Genomic DNA, 19,552 nt, shown 5'->3' with positions numbered 1-19,552 from the left:
GCTAAAATAGTGGTTTATCTAAATCCCATAGCATGCCGAATAAAGCGTTTTTTGAGAAAATTTGAATTTTCAACTGCAATTAAGCCAAGATTTCTTAGTGCTTTAGCACAGAATATTCTATTTAATCCATCAGTTGCAAGCGCCATTGTAAAATTATCAAAGTACCTGTCACGTGAAATTTTCTTTAATAAATAACTACTGCCAACATCAATACCAGATGCTTTTGCAGCAACTATGTGCTTTATAACACTTTCTACATCTCTAATTCCAAGGTTAAGCCCTTGACCTGCAACTGGATGAATTGAATGCGCTGCATCGCCGATAAGCAAAACTCTACCCTTATATAACTTTTTTGCGAAAGCAAAACTTAAAGGATAAAGTTTTCTTTCACCCTCTAATCTTATCTCCCCTAAATAAGGACCAAATCTTTTTTTAAGTTCTATAATAAATTCCTCTTCAGTCAGATTAATTAGCATTTTTGAAACTTCAGATTTTTCTGTCCAGACTATTGAAGAGGTATAGCCACCTTTCATCGGCAAAATTGCAAATGGACCGCCAGGAAAAAATCGCTCTATAGCTAAGTTTTGGTGATGTAATTCATGTTCTACATTAAATACTATACTACTTTGCTTATAATCAAACTTCACTGTCGGTATAGAGAATAACTTTGGTAATTTAGAGTTTTTGCCTTCAGCACAGATAAGTAGCGATGATATTAATTCCTGGTTATTATCAAGAATCACTTCCACATATCCTGAATCACAAGCAATTGTTTTATAGGAATGTGGAGAGTATATATTCAGTTTATTTAGAAAATTATTGTTGATTGCATTCCATATAGTAGCATTGTTGATAACATAACCCATTGGCTCTTCGCTAACCATTTTATGATTGTAATGCACAGTAACCGCATCTAATATGCATATATCAAGTATTGGCTCAGCTTCACTTCCCACAAACTGCCAAATCCCTAATTTTTCCAGTATTTTTTTCGACCCTTGAGAAATAGCAAATGCTCGATTATCATCTACTGCACGTGGTAGACTATTTTTTTCAATCACAGCTACAGACACAGAGTCACAACTGAGGCCAATGGCAGTAATAAGACCAAGTAACCCACCACCTGAAATGATTACATCATAATTCATTTTATTTACGCTAATTGTAAAATTATATTTTATCTGTTTTGAAAATAGTTTAAACAAACTTTATAGACAAAGACCTATAGCTAACCCAAGAAAGGTTTCCCTACGTCATACCGCGATTCATTCCATAGCTGTACGAACATTGCAATGTGGCACATAGTAAACGATGTCATGAAAGTAGCTGACACTGGAATTCAGAAAAAAGGATGATGTTATTCCAGTGCCTCTATGATGTCATCCCAGTGCTTGACACTGGGATCCAGCTTTTTCATAATCATCAAAATGTTGTATTTTAACATAAAACAGCTACTTTTATGCTTACCAACTTAATAAAATTCCTGGATCCCAGTGTCTGGGCACTGCCCACTGGTGGCCCAAACTACAACGTTCGTACAGTTGTGCGCGGTATAGATTCCGCTAACTAGTAGCGGAATGACGGTTTTTCAAATTGTCGGTAAACCTAAGCCACTTTAGCTATAACATCTTTAGCAATGTCTTCATAAATCTCTGCCAAATCTTCACTTAGCATTAAAGGATTTCCACAATCAGAAGCATGACATATTTGTGGATCCAGAGGAATCCTGCCTAGGAGTTTGATGCCCAGCTCCTCAGACATTCTTTTTGCGCCGTCTTTTCCAAATATGTATATTTCTGAGTCATTTTGAATGAAATAACTCATATTTTCTACAATACCAATAATCGGTACACTGAGCTTTGTAAACATATCGTAAATTTTGCGTGCATCAATCAAGGCAAGCTCTTGTGGAGTTGAAACTATTATTGCTCCGGTTAAGTTAAAATTTTCCATCAAACTTAGATGTACATCGCCAGTTCCAGGTGGTGTGTCAACTATTAAATATTCTATATCAGGCCATTTTGTTCCCATGAGCAGATTATAAAGTGCTTTTGTGATCATAGGGCCACGCCATATCGCTGCACGATCTTTATCAACAAAATAGCCGATTGAAATAGTATGCAGGCCATACTTTTCTATAGGCATTGCTTTCCTATCCCGTATCTCTGGTTTTAATTTTTCAGCACCAAGCATTTTAGGAATTGAAGGCCCATATATATCTGCATCAACTAGCGCAACTTTATGTTTTAATTCTACTAATGAAAGAGCAAGGTTTAGTGCAACCGTAGACTTGCCTACACCTCCTTTACCTGAGGCAACAACAATTATATTTTTTACTCCTTCAATATATAGTTTAGCTTTTTGCTGTCCAGCCTGTTTTTGACCAGTAGCAACCACGGTCACTTTCCCCACTCCTGATATAGCTTGAACAGCTTGTTCACAATTTCTTCTTAATTCTTCATTTGCTTGCGTGTTACCGGCAACTTCAAGCGCAAAACCAATGTTCCCGCCTTTAACAATGATTGAGGATATTATGCCAAGAGCGATCACATCTTTACCGCTTTTTTGCTCTATGACTTTTTTTAAGTTCTCTCTTACAATTTCTTCGTTGATCATTAGACCTCTTACATAGCAGATCCCAGTGCGGAACATTTGTTTCGGAAACAGTATGTAAATGTTATAGCAGGTTTTGCCTAGAACACAAGCCAAGTACTGGTTCACTTTATGACAGTGTCATGAAAGTAACCTCTTTCTTGTCATCCAAGTAGCCCCTTCTCCTGTCATCCGAGTAGCGTGATACTGGTTTACTTTATGATGATGTCATGAAAGTAGCTGACATTGGGATCCAGAAGACTTAATTTTAACCAAATAATAAAGGCTAGATCCCAGTGTCACGCTACTTGGATGACAAAAAAAGGAGCACTGGAATGACAGCAGTCCCACGTCATACCGCGATTCATTCGCGGTATCTCTTAACATAGATCCCGCTAACACGTAGTGGGATGACGGTTGTCGGTGAACCTAATACCAATTCTCATTGTTGGTCATTCAAATAGGATACATAGCAGAGTTGTTTAATTGTGGAGTAGGTAAGAGAAGTAATAAATTTACACAAAGCACTCTCAAGCAAAGCAATAGTATCGTATATTTTATTGCGCAAAATGTTCTGTTTTACATACAACCAAAGCCTCTCAACTGGATTGAGTTCAGGTGAGTATGGTGGTAGGTATATAATCTCAATATTTTTAGGTACCTTTAAACTTTTCGACTTATGCCAACTAGCACAATCCATAACAAGAAAGGCTTCTCGTGGTCCCAAATATTGAGACATTTGCTCAAGAAATATATTCATACAATCAGTGTTGACATTCGGTGCAAACAAGCTAGAATTCTCCCCATTTCTAGGATTAACTGCACTGTAGAGATAAAAATTTTCCCTACCTAATTTTACCTTAACTTTTGTTCTGACGCCTTTTTTAAACCATCCATGCCCGGTCTTTGAATGTGTGCCAAACCGCGATTCATCGAAGAAAAACAGCTCTTTTTCAGAATACTTGCCAATAACTTCGTTGAGATTTTTTTTTGAATTCCTCTTGTTTTCTTTTATCTTGTACATTGTGTACTGGTCTTGGTGTAATATAAGAGAATTTCATCTTTTGCATATAGCGGTGTACTGTAGATTTGCTAATATTTAAGCCGAACTTTTCCTGGATTCTTATTCTCATTTCTTTAATGGTAATATTAGGATTTTCTCCTACCCATGCTTCAACTTGCTGTAGTTGAGCCTGATTTAATTTAGTTTTTCTACGCCGTTGTGGAGGAGCAAACAATTTTTCTTCTCTGCCTAATTTCAAGAGTTTTATCCACGAAGTTAGTGCGCTTCTTGAAATGCAATATATTTTTGCTACAGCCGTTATACTATGCTTTTTTGCTGCAATTACAGCATTTAGTTTTTTTGCAACATATGCATTGTTCCTTACTTTCTTCAGCATTTTTTTTGCTGATTTTACTACTTCTTCATCCAATAATTTTGATCTTAGTGCCATTTATACCTCGACTATTTCACTTATTTCATTATGGCTTGTCTTCTATTATTGTCTATCTGTTTGCCGTGTAATGGGAATTGGTATTAGTATTCTAACATTTATTGATTAATTTATTGTTAAGTTAGTATATATCAGAATTATAATAACAAACATTACTTGTGTAGAGAGAAGTTACGAAAAGAAATAGGGATTTTAGGAAAGTAGATTAAAATAAGCTATTTTAACAGATTTTGTGGCGTGCTAGAGCTAATATAGACTGGTGGAGGCAAGCGGGATCGAACCGCTGACCTTCTGCGTGCAAAACAGATGCTCTACCAGCTGAGCTATACCCCCAATTCTTGTTTAAAGCATAAATCACTCAGGCTGAAATGCAAGAAATATTTATCTATTAGGCTATTGCTAAATAGTGTACAAATTCTGCAGGGTGTACACACTTCTCTATTTTTTTGTCTCCTTAGCGTTATACGTCACACCATCCAAATAAATCTGTGAACTGAAAATTAACAAGAAGTTTTCCTTTAAAAATTTTTTAAATTATCCATAGATTTTTTAACTAAATTATCACTAACGCAGTATATTATATAATTTATTTAACCACACATGAAAATTTTAGTTTGATTAAAACGGATAAAAACTGTATTGATGTTTAGTATAGCTGAAAAATGAAATGATCCCGTAGCTCAGCCGGTAGAGCAACTGACTTTTAATCAGTGGGTCACGCGTTCGAATCGCGTCGGGATCACCAGTCGTGTTTTACGAACTTCTCTCTATAGTAATTTACCACAACATAAAACCCGCCACAGTAGCCTGTTTTAACCACCTATACGTACAGCCTTTTTGTCTAATTATTTGCCCCAAAATTCCTGTTTTCTTTCCGTAATCTGTTAATTTTCTACTACTTTTCTCAAAAAGGTAGGTACTTTTTTGAGAAAAGTAAATGAGTAAATAAATAAATTTCGCGTGACGCTGAAGAGTCACCTTACCCAGAAAAAGTGGAGAGAAAGAAAGGAGTTTTTTCGGGTAAAATAAAATTTTGGAGATGGCAAGAGAATATACGGCAGAATTCAAATTGGAAGCTGTTAAGCTGGCAAATGAACAAAGAAAGGTAGGTCAACCAGTTGCAAAAGTAGCAAGAGATTTAGGAATAAGGGATAGTGTATTAGGAAAATGGATGAAGAAATATAACGAAAAAAAGTCAGCGACAAATGCATTTCCAGATGTAGTACCTTATGACAAAGAGAGATTTGATTTACAGAAAGAGTTAGCAAAAGTAACAAGAGAAAGAGACATTTTAAAAAAAGCCCTAGCCAGTCAAAAAGAATAAAATATTTTTTTATATAGTAAACACCATAAAGTGCAGGTAGGGTTTTGAATGTATCTGCTAGTTGCTACTATAAGTGGACTACAAGGAAAATAAGCAGTAGAGAATCAGCAAATAAAAGCAGACATTCAAAAAAAGCTTCTAAATGTAGATATGGAGCTCCTAAAATTCATGCTGAATTGAATGATGATTGTAAATTAACGTTTGTAATTTTTTAGGTAATGAATTCTTTGAATACAAAAAATACGATCCACAGTATTCGAACGTTTCAGATGAATATAAATTCATAAGTTTAAATTGTGTAAAAAAAGAATACAATCCAAATCTCAGCGAGTTATTTAGTCATCGGCCATCGTTTTTTATTACAGAAGAATCTCCTGAACCAGGCTCTCCAGGTCACCATTCAGTTGCCGTGTTCGAATTCATAAGTGGTAAAAAAGGTAGAAAAATGGCCACATTAATTGATGAATTTGGCTCTTTCAATAAAGAGGGTAAGTTTCGGTATTGTGATTACCATACAAAAGCAGAGTATGGTGTTTATGATTCTTCTGAGATTAATCTAAAAGAAATGTATATATGGACAGATGCAAATAGCGAATTTTGTTTTGCAGAAGATGACAATATAACTCTTCATACTATTCCAGAGTCATTGTAGTTATACGCACCAAATTAGGAAAGAATGAAGTGAAAAAGGAATAATATGGTCAGGCTATAGGATGACAGAAGTTGGCTTTATTAGCTATAAGTGGTATGATACTTAGTCAATTTAAGTAAGCAGATGATCTTAGCTACAAAAGTATTTTTTACCTCATTTGTTTTTGGATTTATTCTTTTTCCCTATTTTATAAAGCTTCTAAAAAAAATAAGCAAAGATGGGCAACCAATTAGATCATGTGGACCAGAAAGTCATTTAATAACAAAAAAGAATGTACCACCTATGGGCGGAATAATAATACTGATTTCTTCTTTATTACCAATTTTACTCTGGGCTCAGTTAACACCAGAAATTTTGCTGCTGATATTGATAACTCTATTTTTTGCTCTACTTGGATTTATTGATGATTATTTAAAATTGAAGACAAATCACTATCGAGGTTTAAGTGCAAAAACCAAAATACTTATTCAGTTTATTGTTGCTCTGGTTGGTGTGTTTATACTTAAGCTATACTCTGCTGAAGGTTTTACAAAAACGTCCCTATTTAAAGGAGTAATAATAGATTTTGGCTATCTATATGTTCCGTTTGCTGCGTTTGTAATTGTCGGCTCTTCTAATGCTGTGAATCTCACAGATGGTTTGGATGGCCTTGCTGCAACTCAAGTTATCACTTCCTTTGCTTTTTTGGGGCTAATTGCATATATAACTCAGGCAGATATGAATATTACTTTATTCTGCATTGCATTTATAGGAGCTATTCTAAGTTTCTTGTGGTTTAACACACATCCAGCAAAAATATTTATGGGTGATGTTGGTAGCTTGTCGGTAGGTGCGGCTTTAGGGTTAACTAGTGTCCTAATTAAAAGAGAAATGCTTTTTGCCATTATTGGAATAATCTTTGTAATAGAGACTCTATCTGTTATTATTCAGATATCATATTTTAAATATACAAAGTTTAAGTATAGAGAAGGAAAAAGAGTTTTTCTTATGGCACCAATACATCATCACTTTGAGAAGAAGGGATGGTCAGAAAATGCAATCGTTATGAAATTTTGGATAATTTCTATTATCTGTTCAGTTTTTACTATAACTTTCTTATTATAAAAACCTATGAAATACCCAGACTTTACATTAGAAAATAAATTATCAGGAGTGATAGCAGGAGTGGATGAAGTTGGAAGAGGTCCGCTAGCTGGTCCAGTAATATCCGCAGCCGTAGTGTTTATTGATAGAAATACAATTATTGATGGAATCAACGACTCGAAAAAGTTGACTCCTCAATGTAGGCAAGTCCTATATGAAAAAATAATATCCGTTGCAAAATTTGGTATAGGAATGGCAAGCGTAGAAGAAATAAATTCATACAATATCTTGCAAGCAACAAAACTTTCAATGGAACGTGCGTTGATAGACTTGGACCTAGAGTTAGATTATGTGCTAGTTGATGGTAATCAACCACCTGAAGTGAAATGGCAAGTGAAATCCATAGTAAATGGTGATAATTTGAGTACATCAATTGCAGCAGCTTCAATCGTTGCAAAAGTTACGAGAGATCGGCTTATGCAAGAATTGCACAATAAGCATCCTGAATATAATTGGTATAAAAATAAAGGATATGGGACAAAAGAGCACCTTAACGCTATTGGCCTTTATGGAATTACAGAACATCATAGAAAAAACTTTGCACCCATATCTCGGGCATTATAGCCTTTAGATAGTAATCACTTACCTTTTTTGAAAGGCATGTTTTCATTAAATAGGCAAACTGTACTCGATCCATTCCTTAAGGTAAACACTGAACTTACCCTTTCGATTATCAGATAGTTGTCAACTGTACGAAAATTTACTAAAGACTCATATCCTGCAGAATCAACCATAAAAACTGCCGGGAAATCAGAGTTTATTTTATTGAATTGTAGATATGTAAATTTTCCATCATCAAAAACCTTGATTGGTATTATTGACTGACTGCCTTTAACGTGCGAGATGGAATAATTAAAATTTAAACCCTTCTTTACAACTTCAATATCGTTTATATCAGGAATAATGGTATGACTAGCTTGTTCGAGGATATCACCGTTATTTGTTGTGTAAATCTCATCACTGCTAAATAGTGGATAAAGAAACCTTACTTCATATGCTAATCTTGGATCATCTAGTCCAGTTGCTTCCTCAGCATGAAGTTCAAAGTAATAAACTCTTTTATTGGTAATTATAGTTGCGTTAGTATCGGCAATATCATCTATAGGCTTAATAAACAATCTGTTACCTTGAGGAAGGAGTTGCCAACCAGTTGAATCACCCATTGAAAGGTTTTGTATTACCTCCCCTGGTTCAAACAATATACTGGACTGATAACCATAAAAACCCGTATACTTATGTATAGCCTGTGGGTTATAATTTATTACCTTTATGTGATTATCTCCAGCTATTGAACGTGGCTCCTGTTTTGCAAGTGCATCACTACCACAGAGGAACAATAGTACGGCAAACAGTAAACCAATCATAATATCAAAATGAATTAATCTTCATTTTATCATTAATAGACATGCACTGCAACTGTTAAGGCACTTTCTATACTATAAACCCCAAAGCAAGCGGTAGAAAAGGCAAGAAATAAGGCAAACTCCTTAAATACTTTAGAACTACAGGAGGCTTTACCTGAACGGATATACTTGGAATCCTGCCATTTTCACTTCGTAAACATACCAAGAATTCTGTCCATTATTCCACCCATATTTGCTTCAGCTTGAGTATATTCTATTTTACCACCGTGCAAGATTAGTTTAATATCTGATCCAGGTGATATATTAACAAATTTACTGCCAACAACTCCACTGCTAGTGATCAGAGCTGAACTATCAATTGGCAATTTTATGTCTTTGCTTATACACATATCGATTCGTGCTACGTAGGTAGCTTTGTCAAGTGATACACCAGTTATGCTTCCAACATCTACACCAGAGATCTTGACACTATCACCAACTCCTATACCGTTAGCGTTAGCAAAAAGACCATATATTTTATAGCAATCCTTATAGTTTTTCTTTATGTAAGATAGCTTATCAATAGCAAAGAAAATCAGAAAAATAGTAAAAATTAATACAAATAATCCAGCGGTTATTTCAAGTATATTTGACCTTCGCATCTTTAGTTATCAGGACTCCAGCTTTTATAGTAATTTTTCACTTTTTGGTTTGGATAGTATGCATCTTTTGTACCCGTTAAATTAGGAGTATGTTTTACTTTTCTTTTTTTATTATTAACTGGTACTACATTATCAGTATAGTGAAGCCATATATGCCATTCCGGAGGCACTGTTGTAGGCTCAGAAACACTGCTATACATAATCCACCTTTTCCCTTTACTTGATTCATAGTAAGAATTTCCATTTTCATCTCTTCCTACAAATTTATCTTCTCTTCGTAATAGGCGTTTTATTGCGTTACAAATTTTAGATAACATAAGAGTATTAAAACAAAAAGTATTATATATACTAATACTTTAACGATATATTAACAACAATTTAATGCAATTACCAATTTTACAAGTTATTATACCAATAATTGCATCAATGTTTTGCTTTCTTACCAAGAAACACAAGGTATCTTGGTTTATTTCTTTTATTGCAACAACAATCACTCTTATCATTTCATCGATACTACTCGTTAAAACATATAAAGGCGAGATTATAACTTATCACCTTGGAAATTGGGCTCCTCCGCATGGAATAGAGTTAAGAATCGACGTGTTAAACTCCTTGATTCTAACTTTGGTGAATTTTATAGCGCTGATTAGCGTGCTTTATAGCTTTTATATTAACGAAAAAGAGATTAGCAAAAACAAAATCACTGGTTTTTACTCTCTATTTCTACTGTGCTTAAGCGGACTGCTCGGGATTCTAGTAACAAACGACATATTCAATCTTTATGTTTTTTTGGAAATTTCATCTCTTTCTTCTTATGTATTAGTTTCAATGGGAAGGGATAAAAAAGCCTTGGTTGCAGCATTTGAATATCTAATTAGTGGAACAATAGGCGCAACATTTTATTTATTTGGCATCGGGCTCTTGTATTCAATGACTGGAACGCTCAATATGTCTGACATGGCTGAAAGAATAGTTCCATTATACGATAACAACATCATAAAACTTGGCACATTGTTCATTTTTGTTGGTCTCTCAATCAAAATGGCACTGTTTCCATTAAGCAGGTGGCTGGTTAATGCATATAGTGAGGCGCCAAGTTTCATTAGCATATTCTTTTCAGGCACAGTGACAAAAGTGATGATATATGTTTTCATTAGGATCTTCTATACTGTTTTCCATCAGAATTTCTTCTTATTTAAACCATCACTAAGCAACGTGATAATTATCCTTGCACTTTGCGCTATTATATTTGGGTCAATATCTGCAATAACTGCAAAAGATATAAGAAGACTGCTTGCTAATTCTAGTGTCAGCCAAATTGGTTATATAATTTTAGCACTGAGTTTTAACTCAAAAACAGGTGTATTTGCAGCAATTCTTCACATAGTAAACCACAGCATAATAAAAACATCTTTATTCATGGCTGCAGGATGTATTTCTTACAAATTTGATACAACAAAAATAGAGAATTTATCGGGACTCAAGAAATCAATGCCTTATACAGCACTTGCGTTTACTCTACTTAGTTTAGCATTAGTCGGTGTGCCGCTAACAAATGGCTTTGTAAGCAAATGGCATATAATGAAAGCAGTTATAGAATCTCGCGCGTGGATTTCCCTGATAGCTTTTGCTGCCGGTTCTTTTCTTGCACTAATATACATGTGGAAGATGGTAGAGAAAATGTATTTTGAAAATAGTGCAGCATCAAGCGCTGGAATGACACTAGGCAAAATTAATGATGTGCCATTTCCTATGCTTTTCTGTCTATTGTTTATGGCAGCTTTAACAATAGTAACTGGAATATATAGCACTCCAATTCGGTTAGTAGTTGAGAAGTTGGTTTTTTGATTTTTATCTTTGTTTCATATTTTACTATACTTTAAGGTTATAAGTGTGGATAGGCTGAAGAAGATTCATTGGTTATTAGTCATTAACGTGATAGTGCTGTTTTGCATTGGCATTGCTGTTCAATACTCTTCTGCTGGAGGAAAGTGGGTACCATTTGCAATTCACCAAATAGTCATATTTTCCTTCTTTTTCCTACTCGCTATAGCTATGTCATTCATAGAGCTAGATTTTTATTTGAAGCACGCCTACTTTTTTTATATAGCAGCAGCGATTTCGCTATTAGCAGTAAATTTTTTTGGCTCGCACATAATGGGTGCGACGAGGTGGATAAGAATTGGATCAATTAGTTTGCAACCATCAGAATTTGCAAAGGTAGGCTTAATACTTGCACTTGCTCGTTATTTCAATAAACAAAGTGTGTATAAAATGATGGAATTTAAAAGATTGCTTAAGGCGGTAATAATTATTTTCTTGCCTGTATTCTTGGTGTTAAAGCAACCTAATTTAGGCACAGCTGTGATAATGTTGTTTATAGGAGCATCAATTATATTCACAGCAGTAATAAAAAGAGCTCATTTAGTAATTTGTGGGACGCTTGGCATTTTTGCAGTACCTGCTATTTGGCCTTTTTTACGTCCTTATCACAAGCAAAGGATATTGTCATTTTTGGATTCATCAGTGGATCCACTTGGAATAGGTTATAATGCGCAGCAATCTCAAATAGCTATTGGTTCAGGAGGTTTGCTTGGTAAGGGCTTTGTTAACGGAAGTCAAACTCAACTTGGATTTTTGCCGGAGAAACGTACAGATTTTGCTTTTGCAGTGCTGAGTGAGGAATGGGGATTTTTAGGTAGCATGGCTTTAATTTTACTCTATACTACATTGCTTGCTATAATGCTCTCTATTGCTTATAGGTCAAAAAATTATTTTTCTAAGTCGGTATCTATCGGCATTTTTGCCTTTTTTAGTGCTCATTTCTTTATAAACATCGGAATGACAATGGGCCTCTTACCTGTTATAGGCGATCCACTGCCATTTCTTTCCTATGGAGGAAGTACAACTGCTGCAAGCTTGATATGCATAGGATTATTGCTGGCAATAAAAGCAGATGAACAACAAAATGCTTGTATTTTACCTATGCTAAAGTAAAATTAAACTTTACTTAATAGTTTTTATGCTAGATGAAATGCGTGAGGAGTGTGGGGTATTTGGCATAAGTTGCAACCAAAGTGCTGCTTTTAACTCTATACTTGCTCTCCACGCTTTGCAGCATAGAGGTCAAGAGTCTTTTGGCGTAGTAACCAGTAACAACGATAAGCTGCACTCTTATCACTTTCAAGGTCAAGTGAGCAGTGTATTTGATGATATAGATGAAATAAAGAAATCCTTACCTGGAGATTGTGCAATAGGTCACGTTCGATACTCAACAAGTGGTAATAAGTTTGGAGTGCAGCCCATGCTTGGCAAAAGTGGCAAATTTGGGGATTTTGCCATAGCACATAATGGTAATTTAATTAATATTTCTCCAATACGCGAACAATTAATTAAACAAGAGTGCGTTTTTCAGTCAGATATTGATACAGAAGTAGTAGTGCATCTGACAGCAAGCGGTGAAAAAGATAGCTTCTTAGAGAGTTTTATATATGCATTAAAGCAAATACAAGGTGCTTATTCTTTTGTGGCAATCAATCAAGAAGTAGTTATTGGAGTACGTGATCCGTCTGGAATCAGGCCTCTTGTTTTAGGGAAGTTAAACGGTTCTTATGTTCTTGCATCTGAAACTTGTGCTCTTGATATAGTAAATGCAGAGTTTGTTAGAGAAATAGAACCAGGTGAGTTAGTCACCATTGATCGAAATGGTAATCTAGCTTCAGCATTTCCTTTCCCACAGCAAAAATCAAGTTTTTGTATTTTTGAATACGTTTATTTTTCAAGACCAGACAGCATAATGGAGAATAGGTCCATATATGATATAAGAAAAGAAATAGGAAGAATACTTGCAGAAGAGAGCCCACCAAAAAACAATATGGATATGGTTGTACCAATACCTGATTCTGGAATACCTGCAGCTATTGGATATGCAAAGCATTCAGGGTTACCTATGGAACTGGGAATAATTCGTAATCATTACATAGGAAGAACTTTTATACAACCAACCGCTGAAGTACGTAAAGTTAGAATAAAATTAAAATTCAATGCTAATAAGCACATTTTGAAAGGTAAAAACATAATTTTAATAGATGATAGTATAGTGCGTGGTAGTACGTTAACAAATATAATAGTTATGTTAAAGGATGCAGGAGTAAAAGAGATTCACCTCAAAATTTCAAGCCCACCAATTAAGCATTCTTGTTTTTATGGAATAGATACGCCAGAGTGCAAAGATTTAATTGCTGCAAATAAATCTGTAGAGGAAATTAAGGAAGTTATAGGAGTAGATAGCCTAGCCTTCTTGAGTATTGATGGACTATATCAGGCTGTTAAAGCAGAAAAGCGTAACAATGCTACGCCACAATATTGTGATGCTTGTTTCACTGGTGATTATCCGATTGGCAAATAATCTACGTAAGATCACTGGAGCTCAGATCTTAAACCGCCAAAATTTCTCTTGGCCTTTACTAATTCCGATTCTCGGGGTGCAAATATAATCTGGTTTGAGGTGAGATTCATAAACACAAAATTTGTGGCTTATAGTAAGGTCCTGTTTGTTATGTTCTTTTGTAATATTTAATCTTTTACACAATATTCCTGGCCCACCTAAATTTGCTTCAAGCGGTTCAATGAGCTTTAATCCCCGTATTAACACTGCTGCTGGGAACCCTTCTGCTTCTGTTACAATATTTAAACAGTAATACATCCCATATATAAAGTACACATATGAAAACCCCGGCATACCAAACATTACTGAGGTTCGGTTAGTATAACCCTTAGCTGCATGACAAGCTGGGTCACTCATTCCTATATAGGCTTCAACTTCGGTTATTATTCCACTAAAGTTAGAAAATTTGAGGACTTTTCCCAATAACTCTCCAGCTACAGTTAAGGTCGGCCGCTCGTAGAAATTTCTTGGTAGTATTGTGCTACCCATTTCTTATTTTTGTTCTGAGGTTCTATATAGAATTCAGTTTAAGAATTTCTGGATCCCAGTGTCAAGCACTGGGATGACAAGAAGGGTAGCTACTTGAATGACAAGAAAATGGTACTGGCATAATAAGAAAGAAACACTGAGATGGTGAAAGAGAGAATATACGCGAGCAGCACTCATAGGGTAGCGCGTGACGCTGGAACCCAGTTTTTTCTATTACCACAAACCATAGCTTAATTAGCTAGAATAGTATAACTAGCGAGTACGAAATGGAGAAGTTTCAATTAAAGATACAGTTTCAGTGCTATTAGTTAACATATATGCCTCCATTATTCTTGATATATAAATGTTAGTATATAGATACCATGCTAATTAGTCAATATAAATTATGATGTTTAATGTTGAAAGCTCAAATATTCCTTTGCTTGGTGGGTTAGAACGCGTCCTCTTGGTGTGCGCTTTACAAAACTAATTTTGATTAAATAAGGTTCTACTGTTTCTTCAATATTGCCAACATCCTCAGATAGCGCAATAGATATAGTGTCAATTCCAACAGGGCCTGAAGTGTTGAATAAAAATCTTAGATAATGCATATCAAGTTTATTGAGTCCCATTTTGTCTACACCCAATTTTAGCAATACAGAATCAGCGACTTCATAAGTGATTTTTTTATCATCTTTCACTTCAACAAAATCCCTTATTCTTCTGAGTAACCTCAAAGCAATTCTTGGAGTGCCACGTGCACGGCAGGCAATTTCCCGTGCTGCATTTTCTTCAATTTCAGTAGAAAGAACTCTTGCGCCTCTTTTTATAATATTAACCAGTTCTTCAAAAGAATAAAACTCAAGATGCAAAGGAATGCCAAAACGATCTCTGAGTGGCGCAGAAAGTAATCCAAGCCGTGTAGTTGCTCCGATTAACGTAAATGGTGGTAGATCTATCCTTAAAGTGCGAGTAGATGGCCCTTCACCTACTAATATGTCCAAGCAAAAATCTTCCATAGCAGTATATAAAACTTCTTCGATGCTGCGATTTAATCTATGGATTTCGTCGATAAATAGAACATCTTTTGCATTTAAAGTGGTAAGCACTGCAGCCAAGTCCCCAGCTTTGCTAAGTAAAGGACCAGAAGTTGCGCGAAAGCTGACCCTTAATTCTTTAGAAATGATTTGTGCTAAAGTTGTTTTGCCAAGTCCTGGGGGACCGTGGAGTAATACGTGATCTAAGGCTTCAGTCCTCGTTCGCGCAGCGTTTATAAACACTTTTAAATTTTGTATTAAGTCTTTTTGCCCGACAAAATCATCAAGTTGCTCAGGCCTGATGTTGATATTGCGCACATCTTCAGCATATTCTTTATCGCACGATATTGATTTCATAGTGTTTTAAGCGCCATGCGAATAATATCCTTGGTGTCCAGATTTGACGATTCGTCTTGTATTTTTTTTATCGTATCATAAGCTTTCATTTTTTCATACCCAAGATTGATCAATGCTGAAAGGGCATCTTCATTGATTGGATGAAAATTATTGTTATTTATTTCTAATTTACTCACTTTGCCACTTAATTCAGTGATGATTCGATTTATGAGTTTTTGGCCCAGGCCACTCATCTTGAGTGCTACTTTATCTTCATTCATAATTGCCAAAAACAGCTGTTCTGGAGTTAATTTACTCAAAATTGACATTGCAGTTTTATAGCTAACGCCGCTTACTTTGACAAGCAACCTCAAGCACTGCTGTTCTTCTTTGCTTATAAAACCATATAGCTGAGCGACATTTTCTCTGTTATTTGCATAGGTTTCGATAAGTAATTTAACTCTACTTCCGATGGAACATGCATTTAAAGTTTTGGCTGAGAGATACACCATATAGCCAACATCATTCACATTCAGGATTATGTGATCACTGCGCACTTCATCAACTATTCCGCTTAGATTTCCTATCATTTTTAGCACTGTATAGGGTTCAGTTTAAATACTCTCAGATCTTAGGTCAAGCAAACGAACATTATAACAGAGAGCCAAGTAGCTCATAGAAACGAAAAACTTCCTTGACACATTTTGCCAACATTTGCCGCTTCAAGTCTGTCTGCTATGACTTTTATATACTGATAATCATTATACTCATACCAATTCTCATTGTTGTGCAGTCAAATAGGATACATAGCAGAGTTGTTTAATTGTGGAGTAGGTAAGAGAAGTAATAAATTTACACAAAGCACTCTCAAGCAAAGCAATAGTATCGTATATTTTATTGCGCAAAATGTTCTGTTTTACATACAACCAAAGCCTCTCAACTGGATTGAGTTCAGGTGAGTATGGTGGTAGGTATATAATCTCAATATTTTTAGGTACCTTTAAACTTTTCGACTTATGCCAACTAGCACAATCCATAACAAGAAAGGCTTCTCGTGGTCCCAAATATTGAGACATTTGCTCAAGAAATATATTCATACAATCAGTGTTGACATTCGGTGCAAACAAGCTAGAATTCTCCCCATTTCTAGGATTAACTGCACTGTAGAGATAAAAATTTTCCCTACCTAATTTTACCTTAACTTTTGTTCTGACGCCTTTTTTAAACCATCCATGCCCGGTCTTTGAATGTGTGCCAAACCGCGATTCATCGAAGAAAAACAGCTCTTTTTCAGAATACTTGCCAATAACTTCGTTGAGATTTTTTTTTGAATTCCTCTTGTTTTCTTTTATCTTGTACATTGTGTACTGGTCTTGGTGTAATATAAGAGAATTTCATCTTTTGCATATAGCGGTGTACTGTAGATTTGCTAATATTTAAGCCGAACTTTTCCTGGATTCTTATTCTCATTTCTTTAATGGTAATATTAGGATTTTCTCCTACCCATGCTTCAACTTGCTGTAGTTGAGCCTGATTTAATTTAGTTTTTCTACGCCGTTGTGGAGGAGCAAACAATTTTTCTTCTCTGCCTAATTTCAAGAGTTTTATCCACGAAGTTAGTGCGCTTCTTGAAATGCAATATATTTTTGCTACAGCCGTTATACTATGCTTTTTTGCTGCAATTACAGCATTTAGTTTTTTTGCAACATATGCATTGTTCCTTACTTTCTTCAGCATTTTTTTTGCTGATTTTACTACTTCTTCATCCAATAATTTTGATCTTAGTGCCATTTATACCTCGACTATTTCACTTATTTCATTATGGCTTGTCTTCTATTATTGTCTATCTGTTTGCCGTGTAATGGGAATTGGTATTACCTGAAGCAATTGGAGCTTCTCGAGTTGCAAAAAGTATTTTGAAATCTGAAAGAATGATGTGGAATTTTTTAGATGACCCAGCCGCTGACAAACAACCATGCTGAACGGCAAATTCGGCATTATGTCGTTTACCGCAAAAATTCGTATTTTACACAATCAGAACGAGGAAACACATTCCTCGAACGGATAATTTCATTATACTTAACTTGGAAACAAAAGGGGCTAAACCCTTTCCAAAACCTCTTATCTATTGTCTCTTAAACCACTCTGCTGAACGGATACAGAAAACTTAACTGCAAGTAAATGCATTGGATTTGGTGAGTGTAGGCTTTAGTTAAAATGAAACACTTTCGATCAAAAACTGGATCCCAGTGTCTGGGTACTGGGATGACACCGTCATAAAAATTCTATAGGCCACATGCGAAGCAGTTTGCTACTAAAGAGGAGTTGAGTGGGAACTAAAAAACATATTCTGGGATAATATTAAATCTCATGTTATATTTTTTCTAAAGTAAACAAATGAACCTTGCATTTTGTCTGAGTTATTGATACTCTGAGTAAAAAAGTCGGGGCGTAGCGCAGCCTGGTAGCGCATTTGGTTTGGGACCAAAGGGTCGGGAGTTCAAATCTCTCCGCCCCGATGCTAGTATGATTGTAAGGACGCTGTAACATAAGAGCAATTTCCATCAGTAAGCAAGTAGCTGACACTGGGTTTGCTATGTAAATTATGGTATATTACATTTTAACGCTCAAGTTTATAAAATAATTGACAATGTTAATTTTCTAATTTATAAATAAACTTTGAAACGATTACCTAAGGAGGTATAGAGTTTGATTGAAGTATCAGTTCATTATGGTGATGTAGACAGAGCTCTTCCAGTATTGAAAAAAACAATTCAAAAGGAAGGAAGAGGGTTGAAAATGAAAAAACAATATCATGAAAAAAAATCAGAAAAAAGAGCTAAAAAGAAAGCTGAAGCGAGAAAAAAGAGGCATCAGCAAGAATGCAGAAGGCAGCGTTACGGTTGGTAATTTTTTAATAGTTTATCATTGGTTGTTTTATGAATATTCACGAATATCAAGCAAAAGAGATTTTGCATAAATTTAATGTCCCGGTGCCAAAAGGTTTTGTCACTATGTCTGCAGAAGGAGTAAAGACTCAAGTAAGTCAATTAAAATCTGATGTGTTTGTGGTTAAAGCTCAAATTCATGCAGGTGGTAGGGGTAAAGCCGGTGGCGTAAAGCTAGCAAAGTCAGATGAAGAAGCTCAACAGTTTGTAAAAGACATGATTGGTATGACTTTAGTTACTCATCAAACAGGGCCAAGCGGGCAGCAAGTAAGAAGAGTATACATTGAAGAAGGCTCAAGTATTAAGAAAGAGTATTACTTAAGCCTGGTAATTGACCCGAAGCTCAGTAGGCCAATATTCATATTTTCCTCAGAAGGTGGAATGGACATCGAAGAAGTGGCGAAAAATTCTCCCGCAAAAATTGTGAAATTTGATATTGATCTTGCTACAAGTTTTGATAGCAGCAAGTTAAGCAGCAGTTTTAATTTGAGTTCAGAACAAATAGAAAAAATAACAAATGTTGCAAAAAATATATATGATGCGTTTATTGCAACTGATGCGAGCCAAATTGAAATCAACCCACTAGTTGAAACAAATTCTGGAGATTTTATTGCACTCGATGCTAAAATCAATTTTGATGATAATGCTTTATATCGTCACCCAGAAGTTATGGAACTTCGTGATTATGATGAAGAAGTGAAAGAAGAGATAGAGGCTTCAAAGTATGGGCTCAGTTACATCAAAATGGATGGCAGTATTGGTTGCATGGTAAATGGTGCAGGTCTTGCTATGGCAACAATGGATATAATAAAATACTACGGAGCAGAGCCTGCTAACTTTTTGGATGTTGGTGGTGGAGCGAGTAAAGAAACTGTAACTGAAGCATTTAAAATCATATTGTCTGATAGCAACGTAAGAGGAATTTTGGTTAACATATTTGGTGGTATAATGCGTTGCGATATTATCGCAAGTGGAATTGTTGCTGCTGCAAAAGAAATGAGCATTAAAGTTCCTTTAGTGGTTAGGTTATCAGGTACCAATTTTGAGGAAGGAAAAAAAATCTTAGAAGAGTCAGGATTAAATATTATTGCTGCAGGTGAACTGGGTGATGCTGCGCAAAAGATAGTAAAAGAGGTAAAATAAAGC

The 19,552-nt window shown here is 35.4% G+C and carries 20 protein-coding genes, 3 tRNA genes and 1 pseudogene; 12 read left to right on the top strand and 12 right to left on the bottom strand.

All coding sequences use genetic code 11. The features are described from left to right. Positions 1 to 14: 14 nt before the first annotated feature. From ubiH to ACWHVF_RS07015, 5 genes are all read right to left on the bottom strand, one after another. The gene (gene ubiH, locus ACWHVF_RS07035; protein WP_064125225.1) at positions 15 to 1,148 is read right to left on the bottom strand and encodes a 2-octaprenyl-6-methoxyphenyl hydroxylase; all 1,134 of its coding nucleotides are present in this window, start codon (positions 1,146 to 1,148) and stop codon (positions 15 to 17) included. A 457-nt stretch (positions 1,149 to 1,605) separates the two neighbouring features. Next, a complete protein-coding gene (locus ACWHVF_RS07030; RefSeq protein ID WP_064125224.1) occupies positions 1,606 to 2,616 on the bottom strand; it encodes an Mrp/NBP35 family ATP-binding protein in 1,011 nt (336 codons plus the stop codon). A gap of 204 nt (positions 2,617 to 2,820) precedes the next feature. After that, positions 2,821 to 2,979, bottom strand: coding sequence for a hypothetical protein (locus tag ACWHVF_RS07025; RefSeq protein WP_156488205.1), 159 nt, complete (start codon positions 2,977 to 2,979; stop codon positions 2,821 to 2,823). A 55-nt stretch (positions 2,980 to 3,034) separates the two neighbouring features. Continuing rightward, positions 3,035 to 4,046 (bottom strand): IS630 family transposase gene (locus tag ACWHVF_RS07020; protein WP_447933057.1). Its coding sequence is split into 2 segments (ribosomal slippage): positions 3,035 to 3,583 and positions 3,585 to 4,046, totalling 1,011 coding nucleotides; the frame shifts between segments, so codons are not numbered across the junction. 257 nt (positions 4,047 to 4,303) lie between these two features. Further along, positions 4,304 to 4,379 (bottom strand) — tRNA-Ala (locus ACWHVF_RS07015). Between the two features lie 336 nt (positions 4,380 to 4,715). Here ACWHVF_RS07015 and ACWHVF_RS07010 point away from each other — a divergent pair. The 5 genes from ACWHVF_RS07010 to ACWHVF_RS06990 all read left to right on the top strand — a co-directional run bounded on the left by ACWHVF_RS07010 (position 4,716) and on the right by ACWHVF_RS06990 (position 7,729). Continuing rightward, positions 4,716 to 4,791: transfer RNA gene (locus tag ACWHVF_RS07010), tRNA-Lys, on the top strand. A 294-nt stretch (positions 4,792 to 5,085) separates the two neighbouring features. Then, positions 5,086 to 5,370, top strand: coding sequence for a transposase (locus ACWHVF_RS07005; RefSeq protein WP_447933279.1), 285 nt, complete (start codon positions 5,086 to 5,088; stop codon positions 5,368 to 5,370). 409 nt (positions 5,371 to 5,779) lie between these two features. Beyond that, complete coding sequence (locus tag ACWHVF_RS07000; RefSeq protein WP_156488223.1) at positions 5,780 to 6,022, top strand: hypothetical protein; 243 nt, start codon at positions 5,780 to 5,782, stop codon at positions 6,020 to 6,022. 123 nt (positions 6,023 to 6,145) lie between these two features. Then, positions 6,146 to 7,126 carry a phospho-N-acetylmuramoyl-pentapeptide-transferase gene (mraY, locus tag ACWHVF_RS06995; RefSeq protein WP_447933278.1) on the top strand — a complete coding sequence of 327 codons (981 nt, stop codon included), beginning with the start codon at positions 6,146 to 6,148 and terminating at the stop codon, positions 7,124 to 7,126. 6 nt (positions 7,127 to 7,132) lie between these two features. Next, a complete protein-coding gene (locus ACWHVF_RS06990) occupies positions 7,133 to 7,729 on the top strand; it encodes a ribonuclease HII (RefSeq protein ID WP_064125429.1) in 597 nt (198 codons plus the stop codon). 14 nt (positions 7,730 to 7,743) lie between these two features. Here ACWHVF_RS06990 and virB9 read toward each other — a convergent pair whose 3' ends face one another. The 3 genes from virB9 to ACWHVF_RS06975 all read right to left on the bottom strand — a co-directional run bounded on the left by virB9 (position 7,744) and on the right by ACWHVF_RS06975 (position 9,487). Further along, the gene (virB9, locus tag ACWHVF_RS06985) at positions 7,744 to 8,529 is read right to left on the bottom strand and encodes a P-type conjugative transfer protein VirB9 (RefSeq protein ID WP_064125428.1); all 786 of its coding nucleotides are present in this window, start codon (positions 8,527 to 8,529) and stop codon (positions 7,744 to 7,746) included. 185 nt (positions 8,530 to 8,714) lie between these two features. Continuing rightward, positions 8,715 to 9,170: an outer membrane lipid asymmetry maintenance protein MlaD gene (mlaD, locus tag ACWHVF_RS06980; protein WP_007548591.1), complete on the bottom strand. Its 456-nt coding sequence runs from the start codon at positions 9,168 to 9,170 to the stop codon at positions 8,715 to 8,717. Between the two features lie 2 nt (positions 9,171 to 9,172). Continuing rightward, complete coding sequence (locus ACWHVF_RS06975; protein ID WP_064125427.1) at positions 9,173 to 9,487, bottom strand: NADH-ubiquinone oxidoreductase subunit NDUFA12 family protein; 315 nt, start codon at positions 9,485 to 9,487, stop codon at positions 9,173 to 9,175. A 64-nt stretch (positions 9,488 to 9,551) separates the two neighbouring features. Between ACWHVF_RS06975 and ACWHVF_RS06970 the strand changes: the two genes are divergently transcribed. From ACWHVF_RS06970 to purF, 3 genes are read left to right on the top strand one after another with little or no spacing between them, the layout of a single operon-like run. Next, complete coding sequence (locus ACWHVF_RS06970) at positions 9,552 to 11,018, top strand: proton-conducting transporter transmembrane domain-containing protein (protein ID WP_064125426.1); 1,467 nt, start codon at positions 9,552 to 9,554, stop codon at positions 11,016 to 11,018. A 45-nt stretch (positions 11,019 to 11,063) separates the two neighbouring features. After that, complete coding sequence (gene rodA / locus ACWHVF_RS06965; RefSeq protein WP_064125425.1) at positions 11,064 to 12,167, top strand: rod shape-determining protein RodA; 1,104 nt, start codon at positions 11,064 to 11,066, stop codon at positions 12,165 to 12,167. Positions 12,168 to 12,192: 25 nt separating this feature from the next. Further along, positions 12,193 to 13,578: an amidophosphoribosyltransferase gene (purF, locus tag ACWHVF_RS06960; protein WP_065094852.1), complete on the top strand. Its 1,386-nt coding sequence runs from the start codon at positions 12,193 to 12,195 to the stop codon at positions 13,576 to 13,578. 21 nt (positions 13,579 to 13,599) lie between these two features. On the opposite strand, the gene ACWHVF_RS06955 is transcribed toward purF, so the two are convergent. The 4 genes from ACWHVF_RS06955 to ACWHVF_RS06940 form a co-directional block, all read right to left on the bottom strand. Further along, complete coding sequence (locus ACWHVF_RS06955; protein WP_064125565.1) at positions 13,600 to 14,106, bottom strand: DNA-3-methyladenine glycosylase; 507 nt, start codon at positions 14,104 to 14,106, stop codon at positions 13,600 to 13,602. Positions 14,107 to 14,498: 392 nt separating this feature from the next. After that, a complete protein-coding gene (gene ruvB / locus ACWHVF_RS06950) occupies positions 14,499 to 15,479 on the bottom strand; it encodes a Holliday junction branch migration DNA helicase RuvB (RefSeq protein ID WP_064125564.1) in 981 nt (326 codons plus the stop codon). Further along, the gene (gene ruvA, locus ACWHVF_RS06945; RefSeq protein ID WP_064125563.1) at positions 15,476 to 16,048 is read right to left on the bottom strand and encodes a Holliday junction branch migration protein RuvA; all 573 of its coding nucleotides are present in this window, start codon (positions 16,046 to 16,048) and stop codon (positions 15,476 to 15,478) included. The genes ruvB and ruvA overlap by 4 nt, the downstream gene beginning before the upstream one ends. A gap of 189 nt (positions 16,049 to 16,237) precedes the next feature. Continuing rightward, positions 16,238 to 17,249 (bottom strand): IS630 family transposase gene (locus ACWHVF_RS06940; protein ID WP_447933277.1). Its coding sequence is split into 2 segments (ribosomal slippage): positions 16,238 to 16,786 and positions 16,788 to 17,249, totalling 1,011 coding nucleotides; the frame shifts between segments, so codons are not numbered across the junction. A gap of 83 nt (positions 17,250 to 17,332) precedes the next feature. Here ACWHVF_RS06940 and ACWHVF_RS06935 point away from each other — a divergent pair. From ACWHVF_RS06935 to sucC, 4 genes and pseudogenes are all read left to right on the top strand, one after another. Further along, positions 17,333 to 17,597 (top strand): annotated as a pseudogene (locus tag ACWHVF_RS06935) (IS66 family transposase); the annotation flags it as partial. A 306-nt stretch (positions 17,598 to 17,903) separates the two neighbouring features. After that, positions 17,904 to 17,977, top strand: a tRNA-Pro gene (locus tag ACWHVF_RS06930). 190 nt (positions 17,978 to 18,167) lie between these two features. Further along, the gene (gene rpsU, locus ACWHVF_RS06925) at positions 18,168 to 18,368 is read left to right on the top strand and encodes a 30S ribosomal protein S21 (protein ID WP_064125049.1); all 201 of its coding nucleotides are present in this window, start codon (positions 18,168 to 18,170) and stop codon (positions 18,366 to 18,368) included. Positions 18,369 to 18,397: 29 nt separating this feature from the next. Then, positions 18,398 to 19,549, top strand: a complete 1,152-nt coding sequence (sucC, locus tag ACWHVF_RS06920) for an ADP-forming succinate--CoA ligase subunit beta (RefSeq protein ID WP_064125050.1) — start codon at positions 18,398 to 18,400, stop codon at positions 19,547 to 19,549. The last annotated feature ends 3 nt before the right edge of the window (positions 19,550 to 19,552 follow it).

The sequence above is a fragment of the Wolbachia endosymbiont of Dactylopius coccus genome (assembly GCF_977011065.1).
This window is presented reverse-complemented; position numbering and strand designations above follow the sequence as displayed.

Bases quoted from the DNA above. Each gene is read 5' to 3' on its own strand.
- ubiH (WP_064125225.1), bottom strand. From the start codon at position 1,148: ATGAATTATGATGTAATCATTTCAGGTGGTGGGTTACTTGGTCTTATT.
- ACWHVF_RS07030 (WP_064125224.1), bottom strand. From the start codon at position 2,616: ATGATCAACGAAGAAATTGTAAGAGAGAACTTAAAAAAAGTCATAGAG.
- ACWHVF_RS07025 (WP_156488205.1), bottom strand. From the start codon at position 2,979: ATGTTAAGAGATACCGCGAATGAATCGCGGTATGACGTGGGACTGCTG.
- ACWHVF_RS07005 (WP_447933279.1), top strand. From the start codon at position 5,086: ATGGCAAGAGAATATACGGCAGAATTCAAATTGGAAGCTGTTAAGCTG.
- mraY (WP_447933278.1), top strand. From the start codon at position 6,146: ATGATCTTAGCTACAAAAGTATTTTTTACCTCATTTGTTTTTGGATTT.
- ACWHVF_RS06990 (WP_064125429.1), top strand. From the start codon at position 7,133: ATGAAATACCCAGACTTTACATTAGAAAATAAATTATCAGGAGTGATA.
- virB9 (WP_064125428.1), bottom strand. From the start codon at position 8,529: ATGATTGGTTTACTGTTTGCCGTACTATTGTTCCTCTGTGGTAGTGAT.
- mlaD (WP_007548591.1), bottom strand. From the start codon at position 9,170: ATGCGAAGGTCAAATATACTTGAAATAACCGCTGGATTATTTGTATTA.
- ACWHVF_RS06975 (WP_064125427.1), bottom strand. From the start codon at position 9,487: ATGTTATCTAAAATTTGTAACGCAATAAAACGCCTATTACGAAGAGAA.
- ACWHVF_RS06970 (WP_064125426.1), top strand. From the start codon at position 9,552: ATGCAATTACCAATTTTACAAGTTATTATACCAATAATTGCATCAATG.
- purF (WP_065094852.1), top strand. From the start codon at position 12,193: ATGCTAGATGAAATGCGTGAGGAGTGTGGGGTATTTGGCATAAGTTGC.
- ACWHVF_RS06955 (WP_064125565.1), bottom strand. From the start codon at position 14,106: ATGGGTAGCACAATACTACCAAGAAATTTCTACGAGCGGCCGACCTTA.
- ruvB (WP_064125564.1), bottom strand. From the start codon at position 15,479: ATGAAATCAATATCGTGCGATAAAGAATATGCTGAAGATGTGCGCAAT.
- ruvA (WP_064125563.1), bottom strand. From the start codon at position 16,048: ATGATAGGAAATCTAAGCGGAATAGTTGATGAAGTGCGCAGTGATCAC.
- sucC (WP_064125050.1), top strand. From the start codon at position 18,398: ATGAATATTCACGAATATCAAGCAAAAGAGATTTTGCATAAATTTAAT.